The 13,113-nt window shown below is 68.6% G+C and carries 16 protein-coding genes; all 16 read left to right on the top strand.

Annotation, left to right across the window (positions count from 1 at the left end):
* Positions 1-3: 3 nt before the first annotated feature.
* The 16 genes from ACN22W_RS33070 (at position 4) to ACN22W_RS33145 (ending at position 13,111) form a co-directional block, all read left to right on the top strand.
* Entirely contained in the window at positions 4-420 is a 417-nt protein-coding gene (locus tag ACN22W_RS33070) for a hypothetical protein (protein WP_419690325.1), read from the top strand.
* Positions 420-788, top strand: a complete 369-nt coding sequence (locus ACN22W_RS33075) for a hotdog fold domain-containing protein (RefSeq protein ID WP_419690754.1) — start codon at positions 420-422, stop codon at positions 786-788. Before ACN22W_RS33070 ends, ACN22W_RS33075 begins: the two co-directional genes overlap by 1 nt.
* Positions 785-1,513, top strand: coding sequence for an SDR family NAD(P)-dependent oxidoreductase (locus tag ACN22W_RS33080; RefSeq protein ID WP_129518052.1), 729 nt, complete (start codon positions 785-787; stop codon positions 1,511-1,513). Before ACN22W_RS33075 ends, ACN22W_RS33080 begins: the two co-directional genes overlap by 4 nt.
* A gap of 25 nt (positions 1,514-1,538) precedes the next feature.
* Positions 1,539-1,895, top strand: a complete 357-nt coding sequence (locus tag ACN22W_RS33085; RefSeq protein ID WP_129518053.1) for an acyl carrier protein — start codon at positions 1,539-1,541, stop codon at positions 1,893-1,895.
* A 95-nt stretch (positions 1,896-1,990) separates the two neighbouring features.
* Positions 1,991-3,088, top strand: a complete 1,098-nt coding sequence (locus tag ACN22W_RS33090) for a beta-ketoacyl synthase N-terminal-like domain-containing protein (protein WP_129518054.1) — start codon at positions 1,991-1,993, stop codon at positions 3,086-3,088.
* Positions 3,085-4,359 carry a beta-ketoacyl-[acyl-carrier-protein] synthase family protein gene (locus tag ACN22W_RS33095; protein WP_343492014.1) on the top strand — a complete coding sequence of 425 codons (1,275 nt, stop codon included), beginning with the start codon at positions 3,085-3,087 and terminating at the stop codon, positions 4,357-4,359. The genes ACN22W_RS33090 and ACN22W_RS33095 overlap by 4 nt, the downstream gene beginning before the upstream one ends.
* On the top strand, positions 4,356-5,822 hold the full coding sequence (locus ACN22W_RS33100; RefSeq protein WP_419690326.1) for an AMP-binding protein: 1,467 nt from the start codon (positions 4,356-4,358) through the stop codon (positions 5,820-5,822). The genes ACN22W_RS33095 and ACN22W_RS33100 overlap by 4 nt, the downstream gene beginning before the upstream one ends.
* 25 nt (positions 5,823-5,847) lie before the next feature.
* Positions 5,848-7,086 carry a hypothetical protein gene (locus tag ACN22W_RS33105; protein ID WP_419690327.1) on the top strand — a complete coding sequence of 413 codons (1,239 nt, stop codon included), beginning with the start codon at positions 5,848-5,850 and terminating at the stop codon, positions 7,084-7,086.
* Positions 7,076-8,494, top strand: a complete 1,419-nt coding sequence (locus ACN22W_RS33110) for an MATE family efflux transporter (protein WP_419690328.1) — start codon at positions 7,076-7,078, stop codon at positions 8,492-8,494. Before ACN22W_RS33105 ends, ACN22W_RS33110 begins: the two co-directional genes overlap by 11 nt.
* A gap of 44 nt (positions 8,495-8,538) precedes the next feature.
* Positions 8,539-9,210 (top strand): class I SAM-dependent methyltransferase, encoded by a 672-nt coding sequence (locus tag ACN22W_RS33115; protein WP_419690329.1) that lies wholly within the window; start codon positions 8,539-8,541, stop codon positions 9,208-9,210.
* Positions 9,211-9,223: 13 nt separating this feature from the next.
* Positions 9,224-10,396, top strand: coding sequence for a citrate/2-methylcitrate synthase (locus ACN22W_RS33120; RefSeq protein WP_419690330.1), 1,173 nt, complete (start codon positions 9,224-9,226; stop codon positions 10,394-10,396).
* A 47-nt stretch (positions 10,397-10,443) separates the two neighbouring features.
* Entirely contained in the window at positions 10,444-11,313 is an 870-nt protein-coding gene (locus ACN22W_RS33125; protein WP_419690331.1) for an SAM-dependent methyltransferase, read from the top strand.
* Positions 11,314-11,322: 9 nt separating this feature from the next.
* The gene (locus tag ACN22W_RS33130; protein WP_419690332.1) at positions 11,323-11,886 is read left to right on the top strand and encodes a GNAT family N-acetyltransferase; all 564 of its coding nucleotides are present in this window, start codon (positions 11,323-11,325) and stop codon (positions 11,884-11,886) included.
* 2 nt (positions 11,887-11,888) lie between these two features.
* The gene (locus ACN22W_RS33135) at positions 11,889-12,236 is read left to right on the top strand and encodes a hypothetical protein (RefSeq protein WP_419690333.1); all 348 of its coding nucleotides are present in this window, start codon (positions 11,889-11,891) and stop codon (positions 12,234-12,236) included.
* A gap of 7 nt (positions 12,237-12,243) precedes the next feature.
* A complete protein-coding gene (locus ACN22W_RS33140) occupies positions 12,244-12,687 on the top strand; it encodes an N-acetyltransferase family protein (protein ID WP_419690334.1) in 444 nt (147 codons plus the stop codon).
* Positions 12,688-12,937: 250 nt separating this feature from the next.
* Entirely contained in the window at positions 12,938-13,111 is a 174-nt protein-coding gene (locus ACN22W_RS33145) for a hypothetical protein (protein WP_419690335.1), read from the top strand.
* Positions 13,112-13,113 lie beyond the last annotated feature (2 nt).

Below are 13,113 nucleotides of genomic sequence, written 5' to 3' on the forward strand. Positions count from 1 at the left end.
GAGATGGCGCGGCCAGGCTTTCTTGCCCTTTGTCGAGTGATCCGCGATCCGTCCGATCCCGCGCGCTTCGCGGGCGACGCCGATCCGCGACGGTATCGCGACTGGCCAAGCGCGCGACCGGCGCTCCTTGTCATCGAAGCGCTGCATCAGTTCGCGGTCAAGGCGGCGCGCGCGATGCACGGCGAGCCGGCGCTGATGGTGCCGGCGCAACTGCGTGAACTGACGCTGAGCCACGTCGACGGCTATCCGCGGCTCGCGCTGGCCGGCACCGTCGCGAAACACGGCGATGGATACCGCGTCGAGGTATCGGCGCGCGACGCCGACGCCGGCATGTATCCGGCCGTCGCGTCGGGCACCGTGTTCGTCGCGCTGATGCCGGCTCGCCGGCCCGCGTCCGCCGCACCGGGAGAACGGCCGTGATGGCCGCCACCGCGACGCCGGCGGCCACGATCGCCGGCGAACACTTCGGCGTGATCGACGTGGCGAGTGCCGCACCGCTCTTCGACGAGCACTTCGAACAATTTCCCGTGCTGCCCGGCTCGTTCAGCCTGAGTCTCGCGATCGCGATGCTGTTCGACGCGCTCGGTTTCGCGGCGGACCGCCCGCACCCGCCGCTCACGCTGCGCAAGGTCAGCTTCATCTGCCCGGTACGGCCGGGCGAGCGCCTGAGCGCGCGCCTGCGGCGCCTGCAACAGGACAGCGCGCGCACCACCGCGCACGTCGAGCTGCGCAATGCGGACGGCCAAAGCGTGATGGACGGCATCCTCAGCTGGGAGCACCACGCATGACGAAACTTGCGATTGTCACGGGCGGCACCCGCGGGATCGGGCGCGCGATCGTCGATGCGCTGATCGCCGACGGCCATGCCGTCTACTTCACCTATCGATCGAATCCCGAGCTGGCCGAAACGCTGGAGCGCACATACGACGGCGCGGCGCGGGGCTTTCGCGTCGACGGCGGCGACTGGGCAGCCGTGCAGGCGTTCGCCGACCGCGTGAACGCGGAGGCGGCCGTCGACGTGCTCGTGAACAACGCGGGCATCAACGACGACGCGATGCTGATCGGCGACTCGTTCTCCCGCTACTGGGAAGCGTTGCGGATCAACCTCGGCGCGACGATGGCGTTTTGCCATGCGTTCGGAGAAGGGATGCAGGCGCGCCGGCGCGGGGCGATCGTCAACGTGTCGTCGATCGCCGCGCGCAAGCCGAAGGTCGGTAACGGCGCGTACGGCGCGTCGAAGGCGGCGATCGAGCGTTTCACGAAAACCCTCGCGCTCGAGATGGCGCGCTTCGGCGTGCGCGTCAACGCGGTCGCGCCGGGATTCGTGCGCTCCGACCTGTTCGAGCGCTTTCTGGCGTCGCAGGACGCGGCGGCGTTCTATCGCCAGATTCCGATGCGGAAGATCCTCGAGCCCGACCAGGTTGCGCGCGCGGTCCTTCTGCTCGCGAACGGCTCGCTCGCAACGACCGGAAGCGTGATCGATCTCGGCAATGGCGAAAACATCAGTGGCTGACCCCGTGACTCAAGGAGAGTGGAGCATGAAGGAAGACATCAAGGACATCGTCGCGCAAATCCTCTATCTGAGCGGTCCCGAGCAGGTGGCCGACTCCGCGTCGCTGTTCCGCGAACTGAACATGAGCTCGATCGATTACGTCGACCTGTGCTACGAGCTCAAGGACAAGGTCGACAACCGCATCAGCCTCGAAAACCTGTGGCCGTTCAACCGGATGCTGCTCGACCCGCAATACCACACCGGCACCGAATGGACCGATGCCGGCTGGCAGCAGGTGTGCGACGTGATGAGCTGGAACGGCCACGAGAAATGCAGCCTGCAGGACCTCTACGAGCACTTCTCGGTGAACTACATCGAGCGCCGCATCGCGCAGTTCAGCTGACCGGGGCCTTCCCGCCGCATTGCAGGGACGCCGCGCCGCGCGGCGCGGCGTCTCGCACCCGATCGATTCCCGACTCACGTGAATGGGGAGTTGCCATGTCGTACATCACCGGCCTCGGCATCGCGACGGCCGCCTTTCCCGACATCGCGTCGCTGCTGGACGTCGACTTTGCCGAGCGCGAACCGCTCGCGCCGGCAGCGAAACCCGGCGACTATGCGCGCGTCAACTTGCCGTTCCCGCTCGTTCAGCGCATGGCACGCGAGGACCGTTCGCTGCTGAATCCGAGTTCGCGTCTCGCGCTGCAAGTCGCCGCCGAGGCGTTCGACGCGGCGTCGGCCGGCCGGCCCTACACGGCCGAAGAGCGCGAGCGGTTCGCGGTGTTCACCGGCGTCGAGGGCGAGGATGCGACGATGGCCGTGCTCGCGCCGTTGCACGAGCGTCGCGGTGTCGATAGCTGCGGGTACTTCGGCGAGGTCAAGGCGCACCTGAATCCGCTCGACATGCTGCGCCTGCTGACCACCAACGCGCTGTACCAGATCTCGAAGCTGTTCGAACTGCGCGGCGAAGGTTATCCGCTGCAGCGGATGTCGCTGACCAGCCTGTGTGCGCTCGAGGAGGCGCACCGGCAGATCGAGGGCGGCGCGATCGACCGGGCGATCATCGCGGCCGTCGGCGACATGACGGCGCCCGACAACGTCGGCGCGTTCGAGAAGATGGGCCTGCTGCGCACCGCGTCGCACCCGGTCGGCATCATCCCGGCGTTCGGGGCGGTCGGCGTGGTCGTCGAAGGTGCGCCGCGCGAGGGGCGCGCGCCCTGCGCGCAGGTACTCGACGTCCATTCGCTGTACAAGCCCGATACGTCCGTGTCGAGCGGCGACTGGTCGAGGCTGTTCGCCCGCTTTCCGGGCGAGGCCGCGCTCGGCGTGCCGCACGTCGTGCTGTACCAGAACGGCGAACCCTCGCTGGGCAAGGCCGAGCGCAACGCCGTGCAGAACGCGTGGCCGAATGCCGTCATGCACGCGTACAAGCCGCACGTCGGCTACACCGGGCGGGCGAACAACCTGATCGACCTGGTCCTGGCGATCGCGGACCCGGCCATTCCCGTCGGCGCGCCCGTGCTGGTCAACGGTATCGGCGTGTCGTCGGGCCTCGGCGCGATCCTCGTGCGCAAACTGAGCGGGGTGGGGCGATGAAGCCGCGATCGGACGCAATCGTGATCAGCGCATTCGGCGCCGTCACGCCGCTCGGCGGCAGCTACGACGCGCTCCACGCCGCGCTGCGCGAAGGCCGCTCGGGCATTCGCAGGATCGAGAAGTTCGATTGCTCGACCTATACGACCCAGCATGCGGGCGTACCCGAGGAAGGTAACGAACGGGTGCGCTGGCCATCGGCGCGGCGGATCTCGGCCGAACAGCTGTACGGCGATCTCGCCGCCGCGCGCCTGCTCGCGCAGGCGCCGTTCGTCGCGCGCGACTACGCGCCCGAACGCATCGGCTGCCTGGTCGGCGTCGACGTGCCGGCTACCGACGTGCAGAGCGCGCTCGAGCTCGTCGACAAGGTCAACGGCGACAAATCGCGCGACGCGCTGATCCAGGTGCTCGTGTCGCACATGCGCATGAGCGAATTCGTGAGCGGCGACGCGACCTCCGTGTTCGGCGCGATCCATCGCCACATCCCGTTCAGCGGATGCGCGCTTGCGCATGTGGGGCTGTGCTCGGCGTCGCTGCAGGCGATCGGGATGGGCATGCTCGCGCTGCGCCAGGGGCGTGTCGACGCGGCCATCGTCGGCGGTGTATCCGGCAAGGTCAATCCGCTCAACCTCGCGAGGCTCGAATCGCTCGACGTGATCTCGACCGACCTGAACCTCGACCCCCGGCACCGTTCGCGGCCGTTCGACGTGCGTCGCTCGGGCTTCGTGCTCGCGGAAGGCGCGGTGCTGTTCCTGATCGAGCGCGAATCGGCCGTGCGCGCCCGCGGCGACACGCCGCTCGCGCGCGTTGCCGGCTATGGTGCGAGTCTGGCCGCCGAACACATCGTGATTCCGCACCTGCAGTCGCTCGAGATGCGGCTCGCGATGCAGCGTGCGCTGGACGACGCGGGATGCGCGCCAGCCGATATCGACTACGTCAACGCGCACGGCACGTCGACGGTGCTCAACGACAAGCACGAGTCCGAGGCGATCCGCGCGATCTTCCCGATGCGGCCCGAGATGCCCGTCACCGCCAACAAGTCGCAGCACGGCCACCTGATCGCGACGGCGGGTGCGATGGAGGTGCTGAACACCGTGATCGGGCTGCGTGAGCGCTTCATTCCCGCGACCGTCAATCTCGACGAGCAGGCGCCGGAGTGTCCCGTCAACGTGGTGCGCACGGCGACGCCGAGCGACGCGCGGCGCGTGCTCAAGAACTCGTTCGGCATGGGCGGGCTCGCCGCCTCGCTCGTGCTGGAAGGAGCGGCCGCATGAAGTTCGCGTCGCTGCTTGCCCGCGATGCGAGCTGGCGGATCATGTTGCATGGCGCGAGCCTGACCGCCGGGGACCTGCGCGCGCGGCTGCGCGCCGCCCGGCGGGCGCTCGGTGCCCTGGAACCGCAGCTGCGCGGGCGCAGCCGTCTGATCGCGGTCGGATTCTCGGGGTTCGACTATTTCCTGTTCACGCTGCTCGCGTCGACGCTCGGCTGCCGGATCGTCCTGTGCGACCCGAGGATGCTGTCCGCCGCGCTGCGCCAATACCGGCTCGACGCACTCGCGGTGGTCGCGACCCGGTCGATCGCCTGCGACGGGCTGCCGGTTGTCGTGCTCGATCCGGCGGCAGCCGATGCGGAAGAGACGGGGCACGACGCCGACGCGTGGGCCGACACCGACGCGCCGCGCGCGCAGATCGTCTTCATGACGTCGGGCACGACGAGCGCGCCCAAGCTGGTCGTCTACGACGAGGCGCAACTCGTCGAGAACGCGCTGGCGGTCGGCCGCTATCTGGGCGTGCAGCCCGGCGACGGCGTGCTGTGCATGTTCCCGACGCACTACATGTACGGCTTCTCGACGCTGATGAACGGCTTGCTGGCCGGCGCGACCGTCTGGCTCGAACGGGCGTCGCTGACCGCGCACGAGGTGCTCGGTTACCTCTGCAGTGGCCGGATCCGCTTCGCGCCGCTGATCCGCAGCATTGCCGAGCGCGTGTGCGAGCTGGCCGAGGCGACGCCCGGCGTGCGTTTCGACGGGATCGTCGTGCTCAATGCGTCCGACCGCATCTACGCGGCGCAGGTGCGCCGCCTGCTCGCGCTCGGTGCGTGCGTCTGGAACAACTTCGGCCAGACGGAGTCCGGGCCGCGGATCTTCGCGCTGCCGCTCACGCCGGACGACCTGCCGCGGCTGGATTCGTACTGCTTCGAGGGCGTCGTCGCGCCGGGCCGCCCGATCGATCCACGCATCGAACTGTCGATCGTCGACGCGCAGGGCCGGCCGTGCGCGCCCGGCGAAACCGGCCATCTGCATTACCGCACGCCGTACGCGATGCATGGTTATCTGCTGCCCGACGGCAGTCTTCAGCGATTCACGACGCTCGAATCCGGCGACCTCGTGTTCCGCCGCGACGACGGCATCGTGTTCTGGGTCGGCCGCAAGGACGAGACGGTCAAGTGCAATGGCCGGCTCATCAACGTCAGCCTGCTGCACCAGCACTTCGATGCGTTCGACGACATCGCGAAAAGCTATTTTCTCGCCGATCCGCAGACTGGCGCGCTGACCGTGTTCGTCGTGCCCCGTCCGTCGCCGGCCAGCACGGACGTGGATTTCGAGGCGAGGATCCTGAGCCGCTACCGGGCCGCCTTTCCGTTGTATCCGCGTATCGCCGACGTGCGGTTCGTCGACGACCTTCCCGTCACCAGCACGGGGAAGATCTCATTGCGTCTCCTGCGCGAAAGCGCATGACGGCCGCCTGAACCTGGAGCCCACGATGTCCGACCGCACGACCCGCTTCGATTCCTCCGCCGTGAGCGAAGCGCTTTCGTACGATGCCCACTATGCGCGCTTGCTGCCGGCGGGCGTGGCCAGCTACGCGGCGTTCCGCGCGCAGGTCGCGATCGAGACCGCCGACGACCTGAAACGGCGCGTGCTGGAGCGCCTCGATCACGACGGTCTCGCCGGCGCGACGTTCTACACCACGTCAGGCACGAGCGGCGAAGCCAAGCTGCTGCTCAGCGCGACATCGCGCAAGCGGCCCGATGCGACCTACGGCCGGGCGCTCGCGAACGCGCTGGCGGGCACGGTGTTCGCGCCGACCGACCGGGTGGCGAACCTGTTCACCGCCGGCGGCTTTTCCACGCTGTACGACGGCGTGAACCGGCTGCTGGAGGCGATCGGTGCGAACGTGCTGCCGATCGGGCGGCTGGACGCCTACGGCGCCGATCTGCCCGCGATGCTGAACCTGATCGGCCGCACCCGTCCCAACGTCCTGGTCGGCACGCCGACGAGTGTGCTGCAATGCCTGCGGCTGCTCGACGCGCACGGCGTCGACCTCGACGTGACGAAGATCCTCTACACGGGCGAGGCGTTCTCCGCGCGCAAGCGCGAGATCGTGCGGCGCTGCTGGCGCAATGCCGAATTCTTCGGACTGTACGGCACCACCGAAACGGGCTTTCTCGGTTATCACACACCGCACTGCGATGACGGGCATTACCACGTGCTCGACGACTGGTTCTTCCTCGAGGAGGAGGACGGCCAGTTGCTCGTGACGAGCCGCGCGAACCCGGGCCTCGCGATGCTCCGCTACCGGATCGGCGATCGCGTGCGCATCGGACCGTCGGTGCGCTGCGCGTGCGGCGAGGCAGGGTCCGTCGTCGTGCTGCAGGGCCGCGCGGACCAGCGCTTCAAGTTCGCGGGCAATCTCGTCAGCGTCGCGCTGCTCGCCGATCGGCTCGCGGCGTGCGCCGGCCGACCGCTCGATTGCCAGTTCCGCCTGGGCGCCGACGCGCAGGGGCGCGATTGCCTGAAGGTCGCGGTCGACCTGGCCGACGACGAACTCGCACCGCTCGCGCCACGGCTCGCCGGCGCGCTGCTCGAGATCGAGGACGTGCGCGAGTGCATCGACAAGGGCGAGGGCCGCCTCGACGTGCTCGGCCGCGATGCGTTGCGCTTCTCGGCGCGCCAGAAGCTGCCGCGCCTGATCGACGAGAGGCACGCTCATGTCCGATGATCGCGCCACCGCCACGCCCGTCGCGTCGGGCGCGTCGCGCGCCGAACGCATACGGCAGTTCGCGGCCGAGGTGCGTGCGACCTGGCTGATGCTCTATCCGATGGTGCTGTCGTCGATCGCGGGCTATTGCATGACGCTGTTCGACTATCGCTGGATCCGCGACCTGCCGGCCGAGGACATGGCGCTGCTCGCGCTCGTCAACGGCAGCGTCGTCACCTTCATGTTCCTCCTCAGCAAGAGCTTCGAGGAATCGTTCGTCGCGGTGTTCGCCAAGGCCCCCCGTGAGGACCAGGGCCGGTTGTTCGTGCAAAGCCTGGTGTTCGCGGGCGGGATCGGCGTGCTGGTCGTGCTGGCGTTGATCGGCACGCGGGCGCCGCTGATGATGTTCATTTCCGGCGGTCAGTTCCACGGCGACCGCATGTTCGGCTACTACGCGCTCGTCATCGGCAGCTTCCCGCTCACGCTGCTCAGCACCACGCTTTCGGCGGCGATGCGCACGTATGGCGACACCAAGTCGCCCGCGCGCATCAGCATCGTGTGCGGCGTGATCAACAACCTGCTCGACCCGCTGCTCGTGTTCGGGCTGTTCGGCCAGCATCCGACGCTGCAGCTGTTCGGCCTCGCGCTGACCGCGTGGATCACCAAAAGCCTGTACCTCGGCTGGAGCATCGGATGCATCCGCCCCCGGCTGCGCCGCGAGCAGGTCGCGTTGCCGCGCCCCGGCGTGGAATGGCCGACGCAGCGCCGGCTGCTGCGCATCTTCGTACCGTCGGCCGCGCTCGAGACGCTGACCTTCCTGGCGAACACAGCCGTCTATTCGATGATCGCCCGCTACGGCGTGCGCGCGATCGGCGGCTACGGCATCGGCTTCGAGCTGATGACGATCGGCTTCATCCTGATCAAGGGCTTGAGCATGGTCTTCATGATCCGGATCGGCCATCTCGTGCGCAGCCGGGCGCCGTCCCGCGCGGCGCTGCAATCGGTGATGCTGCTGGGTGTGCTGTTCACGGCCGCGATCAGCATCGCGTTCTTCCTGCTGCGCGCGCTCGCGCTGCGCTTTCTCGCATCCGACGCCGGCGTGATCGCCGTCGCGAGTGCGCTGCTCGACTATGTGCCGCTGTTCGTCTTCAGCTATCTGCTGACGAACCTCGTGACGGGCTGCTTCCAGATCCTCGAACGCCCGGCGTACGCGATGGCGCTCGGCCTGTTCTTTTCCTGGATCGTCACCCCGGGCGCGATCTATCTCGGTGTCACGCATCATCTCGCGCTCGCGCAGCTGTTCGCGCTGCTCGCGGGCGTGAGCGTCGTGCGCCAGACGGTGTACCTGACGATCTTCCTGCGGCTCATGCGCAGGCTCGGCGCGGCACCCGCCGCCGCACCGGCCGGCGCGCGCCACGCCGTCGGATGAATCCGCGGCTGCCTTACCCCTCGACCTCACGACTGGAGACCTGCATGCGTACCAACACCCCCGCCGAAGTCAACGCCGACACCTACGATCATTACGTCGACGCGTTCACGCTCGAATGGAACCGCAATCTCGTGCAACGCGTCGAGCACGAACTCGCGCAGCGGCGCATCGCGTCGGGCCGGTTGCTCGACGTCGGCACCGGCACCGCGCGTACCCTGATCGAACTGGCCCGCGTCCCGTCGCTCGCGCCGCTGGGCTTCGTCGGGGTCGACTATTACGACGACATGGTGCAGCGCGCCGAGCAGAACGTACGCGCGGAAGGGCTGCGCGAGCGCATCGAGATCCGCGCGGGCGACGTGCACGCGCTGCCGTTCGACGACGCGACGTTCGTCGCGGTGATAGGCCGCTCGGTCGTGCATCACTGGGCCGATCCTGTCGGCGCGTACCGCGAGATCTTCCGCACGCTCGCACCCGGCGGCTTCGCGCTGATTCACGAGCCCTGCAGCGATCCCGACCCAGAGGCGCTCGCGTTCTTCAACGAGCGGCGCGCGGCCGCGAACGTCCATCCGGTCCATCTCGACGGCAAGTTCACGGTGGCGGAGTCGATCGAGCAGCTGCGCGAAGCCGGTATCGGCGAGTACGCGCAAGTGTCGAAGGGATCGGGGATGCTCGCGATCGGCTTCGAGGTGCTGATCGCGAAGCCGGCGCGGCAGTAAACGAGGCCCGCCGATGCGACTCGACCATGACCTGCCGGCGCGGGAGGCTGTCCGGCCGCGCGCCGCGCGCGACGAATGCGAGATCGACGCGGTGTCGATCGCGCCCGACCGGCTCACCGTGCGGGGCGTCGATCTGCTGCAACTGATCGAGTCCGTCGATTTCACCGCCGCGATCCTGCACGTGCTCACGGGCCGGATGCCGGACGCCGCCGACGCGCGCGCGCTCGATCGCGCGCTGGCGGCGCGGCTGACTGACGACGGCACGCCCGAGGATGGCCTGCTTGCCGCGCAGCTGGCGCGCCGCCAGCGCCGGCCCGAGGTGTTTCTCGCGGCGGCCGTCGCGGCCGGGCTCGCCGACGGGCCGCCCGCGCGGCCGGTCGCGTTGCCCGAAGCGTTGCGCGATATCGGGCAGGGCGCCGAGATCGCGACGGGCCTGGGCATCGTCGCCGCATTGCCGCGCCTGCTGTCGGTGTGGCGCGAGGCGTCCTGCGGGACGGCAGCCCGGACGCCCGCGACAGACGCCACGCGTGGCTTCAGCGCGGCGGTGCTGGACTGCCTGGGCGGCGGTGCGTCCCGCGACGCGCAGGCCAGCCTGTTCGATGTGCTGCTGGTTGCGCTGCACGGCGGCTTCGGCCTCGTCGCGCCCACCATCGCGCTGCCGCGCTTCTCGGCCAGCACCTACGCGAGCGTCGACTTGAACCTGATCGCGGGCTTGACGGGCAGTGGCCCCGCGCACGTGGGCGCCTGCAGCGACGCGACGCGCTTTCTCGCGCGTCTCGTCGGCAAGACGTCCGCCGAGATTCGCGATTGCGTCGCCGAGCGTGTGCGCGCGGGCGACCGGATTCCGGGTTTCGGCCACCCGCTGCTCGAGCGCGACCCGCGGCCCGCCGCGCTCGAGCACCACGCGGCGCGGCTGGGTGTCGGCGGGGCGGCGTTCGACGCGTATCGGGCGGTGTGCGACACGATGCAGGACGTGCGCGGCCTGCCGCCGAATATCGATGCGGCCGCCGCGGCGATCCTGCTCGAACTCGGCGTGCCCGCCGTGCTCGCCACGCCGGTGTTCCTGTTTGCCCGGATGCCGACGATGCTCGCGCACGCATTGCAGAAGAAAGCGCACCCGCCATTCGGCCAGACTCGCCCGATGGCGCGCGAACGCCTCGCCGCGCTGCCGAAGGCATGGATCTGACGCCGGCTCGCCGGCGCCCCACAACCCGAGATTGGATCGACATCGACATGCTGACCAACCTGCCGCTCGCGCCGCATTGTGCGGCCAACGATACCCAGCACCGTATCGACTTTGTGAAGACCCAGATTCATCGCTGGATAGACGAGATGTTCGTGTCGCCGGACCGGCACGATCTGCGCGCCTGTTTCGCGAAGACGCTGCTGATCCGCAACTACCTGCTGTCTCCCGTGCTCGATGCGCACGAGACGGAACGCTTCCTGCGCGACGCGACGGTGCGCGAATACATGAAGCGCTTTCAGGCGCTGTCGCTCGACAACGAGGTCCGCTTCGAGCGGCAGATGAGCGACGTGTTGCGCGCCGGGCCGTCGAGCGAGGGGCTGCTCCTGATCATCAAGGAGTACTACGCGGAGATTTACCGGCTGCTCGCGCGGACCGAGATGTTCCTGTCGGACATGTGCCCGGATTCGACAGTGGCGATGGTCGGATCCGGCGGGATGCCGCTTTCGCTCCTGTTCATGCAGTCGTTCAGCGGCGCGCGCATCGTCGGGCTGGATCTCAGCGAGGAATCGCTACGAACCGGCGAGCGTTTCGTCGATCATCTGTGCGCACTGCATCCGGCGCGCTATCGCCGCGACGCGATCGAGATGGTCCACGCGGATGGCGCGGCCTACGACTACGGCGCGTGCGACATCGTCATCCTGTCGATCCACATCGAGAACAAGACGGAGATCGTCGAGCGGATCATCGAGACGGCGCCGCGCGATCGCCGCGTGATCGTGATCGAGCGGCAAGTGCAGGGGCTCGGCCAGTATTTCTATCCGAACCATGGGTTCGATCCAGCCGGGCTACCGCTCGCGAAGCTGGCCACGTTGTGCTCGTCGCTGCTGGTGAGCACGGCATACCAGCTCGACCGGTAGGCGGGCGCGATGACGGGATGCGAGATGCGCACGGGCGGGATCGGTCTGTTCCACGCATGGGAACGACAGGTGCTCGCGCTTTACATGGAGGCTTTCACGACCGGGGCCTACGCCGGGCACTATCTCGACGAGGCCGCGGAACGGGGCTGGATCTACCGGCTGTTCCGCGAGCATGCCGCGCGCTGCCATCTGTGGGTGACCGGCGACACGCTGGCTGGTTTCCTGCTGTCGGCCGATTCGTGCTACGACCGCAAACTGCCGGCGTCGCTGCGCTCGACGCTCGGCGACGGGCCCGTGCTGTCGATCGCGGAACTGGCGGTCGCGCCGAGCTGGCGCGCACGCGGGCTCGGCGAAGCGCTGGTGCGGCGCTGTGTCGAGGAGGCGGCGCCCGGCTACCGTGACGTCATCGTGCGCAGCAACGGCAATGCGGCCGCCGCGCACCGGCTCTACCTGCGGCTCGGGTTCGAACCGTTCGGATCGGTGCGGGTGCGAAACGACATGCTGAGCGACGGGCGGCACGGCGTCGAGTGGGTCGACAAGCAGTATTTCCGTTATCGGATGGCTGGCAACTGATCGTGAGCCGGGTAGGGCGCGAAAGACGGGACACGCGCATCGTCGATCCGGACTGGGTGCGGTTCATGGCGACGCCACAGGCAGAGCGGCACGACGGCCGGCGCGGCGCGCACCTGTGGCTGAACGCCGGCGTCGACGGCGCGCGCCGGTTTCCGTCGCTGCCGGAGGACCTGATAATGATGGACGGCTTCAATCACCCGTTGGTGGTGATCGTGCCGTCGTGCCGCGCGGTCATCACACGGCTGGGCGCGACGGTGGACCGCGGCTGGGACACCGAACGTTTCGTCGCCGACGTGATGGCGAGCCTGCCAAGCTGCACTGGCCCGACAACCACGACCGCTGCGAGGTAAGCGAATCATGAGGATTACCGTACGTGACGCTGTGGCCGCCGATATGCCGGCCCTGCGCGAGCTGTTCCTGCGCTCGCGCCAGGAGACCTTCGTCTGGCAGCCGGCCGGCGCGTTCCAGTTGACCGATTTCGAGGCCCAGACGGAAGGCGAGCGGCTGCGGGTCGCCGAGGACGACGGCGGGCAACTCGCCGGTTTCGTGTCGGTCTGGGAGCCCGATCATTTCATCCATCACCTGTACGTGCACCGGCCGCATCACCGGCGCGGCATCGGCCGGGTGCTGCTGCGCGCGCTACCGGGCTGGCCGGCAACGCACTACCGGCTCAAGTGCCTGCGCGCCAACGCGCCGGCGCTGGCGTTCTATGCCGCGTGCGGCTTCGTCGAGATCGGCGCCGGCAGCGCGGAAGACGGCGAGTACCTGCTGCTCGAGTCCGGCGGCAAGGACGGCCGATGACCGTCCACCTGCGGTACTGCCTGTGGCAGGCGGCGTTGTGGGGCACCTTCGGCCTCGTGCTGCCGGTCGTCACGCTGTTCCTGCTGCACAACCATTTCACGCTGTTCGAGATCGGGCTTTACGCGGCGCTGTTCAGCCTGTCGACCATCGCGCTGGAGCTGCCGTTCGGCGCGATGGCCGACCGTGGTACGAGGCGTCCGATTATCCGGAGGTCGAGGCGTTCACGTCGACGATCGAGGCGTCGGTCGACATGCTGCGCGAGGAGTTTCTCGCGCAGGTCACCACGCCGATGCTGCTGCCGTACGAAGAGCAGGTGGCGGGACGTTTCGAGTCGATCCGGCGGAACGACTGGGGGTCGTTCTATATCAGCCAGCATCTCGGGCTGGATTTCCGGCCACCGTGGGCGCAAGCGGCCGCGGCGTGAGG

The organism is Burkholderia theae (genome assembly GCF_048565265.1).
Classification (GTDB): Bacteria; Pseudomonadota; Gammaproteobacteria; order Burkholderiales; family Burkholderiaceae; genus Burkholderia; species Burkholderia theae.

What these genes read in the sequence shown, in the direction of transcription:
- ACN22W_RS33070 (WP_419690325.1), top strand. Translation starts at nt 4, where the DNA reads ATGGCGCGGCCAGGCTTTCTTGCCCTTTGTCGAGTGATCCGCGATCCG.
- ACN22W_RS33075 (WP_419690754.1), top strand. Translation starts at nt 420, where the DNA reads ATGGCCGCCACCGCGACGCCGGCGGCCACGATCGCCGGCGAACACTTC.
- ACN22W_RS33080 (WP_129518052.1), top strand. Translation starts at nt 785, where the DNA reads ATGACGAAACTTGCGATTGTCACGGGCGGCACCCGCGGGATCGGGCGC.
- ACN22W_RS33085 (WP_129518053.1), top strand. Translation starts at nt 1,539, where the DNA reads ATGAAGGAAGACATCAAGGACATCGTCGCGCAAATCCTCTATCTGAGC.
- ACN22W_RS33090 (WP_129518054.1), top strand. Translation starts at nt 1,991, where the DNA reads ATGTCGTACATCACCGGCCTCGGCATCGCGACGGCCGCCTTTCCCGAC.
- ACN22W_RS33095 (WP_343492014.1), top strand. Translation starts at nt 3,085, where the DNA reads ATGAAGCCGCGATCGGACGCAATCGTGATCAGCGCATTCGGCGCCGTC.
- ACN22W_RS33100 (WP_419690326.1), top strand. Translation starts at nt 4,356, where the DNA reads ATGAAGTTCGCGTCGCTGCTTGCCCGCGATGCGAGCTGGCGGATCATG.
- ACN22W_RS33105 (WP_419690327.1), top strand. Translation starts at nt 5,848, where the DNA reads ATGTCCGACCGCACGACCCGCTTCGATTCCTCCGCCGTGAGCGAAGCG.
- ACN22W_RS33110 (WP_419690328.1), top strand. Translation starts at nt 7,076, where the DNA reads ATGTCCGATGATCGCGCCACCGCCACGCCCGTCGCGTCGGGCGCGTCG.
- ACN22W_RS33115 (WP_419690329.1), top strand. Translation starts at nt 8,539, where the DNA reads ATGCGTACCAACACCCCCGCCGAAGTCAACGCCGACACCTACGATCAT.
- ACN22W_RS33120 (WP_419690330.1), top strand. Translation starts at nt 9,224, where the DNA reads ATGCGACTCGACCATGACCTGCCGGCGCGGGAGGCTGTCCGGCCGCGC.
- ACN22W_RS33125 (WP_419690331.1), top strand. Translation starts at nt 10,444, where the DNA reads ATGCTGACCAACCTGCCGCTCGCGCCGCATTGTGCGGCCAACGATACC.
- ACN22W_RS33130 (WP_419690332.1), top strand. Translation starts at nt 11,323, where the DNA reads ATGACGGGATGCGAGATGCGCACGGGCGGGATCGGTCTGTTCCACGCA.
- ACN22W_RS33140 (WP_419690334.1), top strand. Translation starts at nt 12,244, where the DNA reads ATGAGGATTACCGTACGTGACGCTGTGGCCGCCGATATGCCGGCCCTG.
- ACN22W_RS33145 (WP_419690335.1), top strand. Translation starts at nt 12,938, where the DNA reads ATGCTGCGCGAGGAGTTTCTCGCGCAGGTCACCACGCCGATGCTGCTG.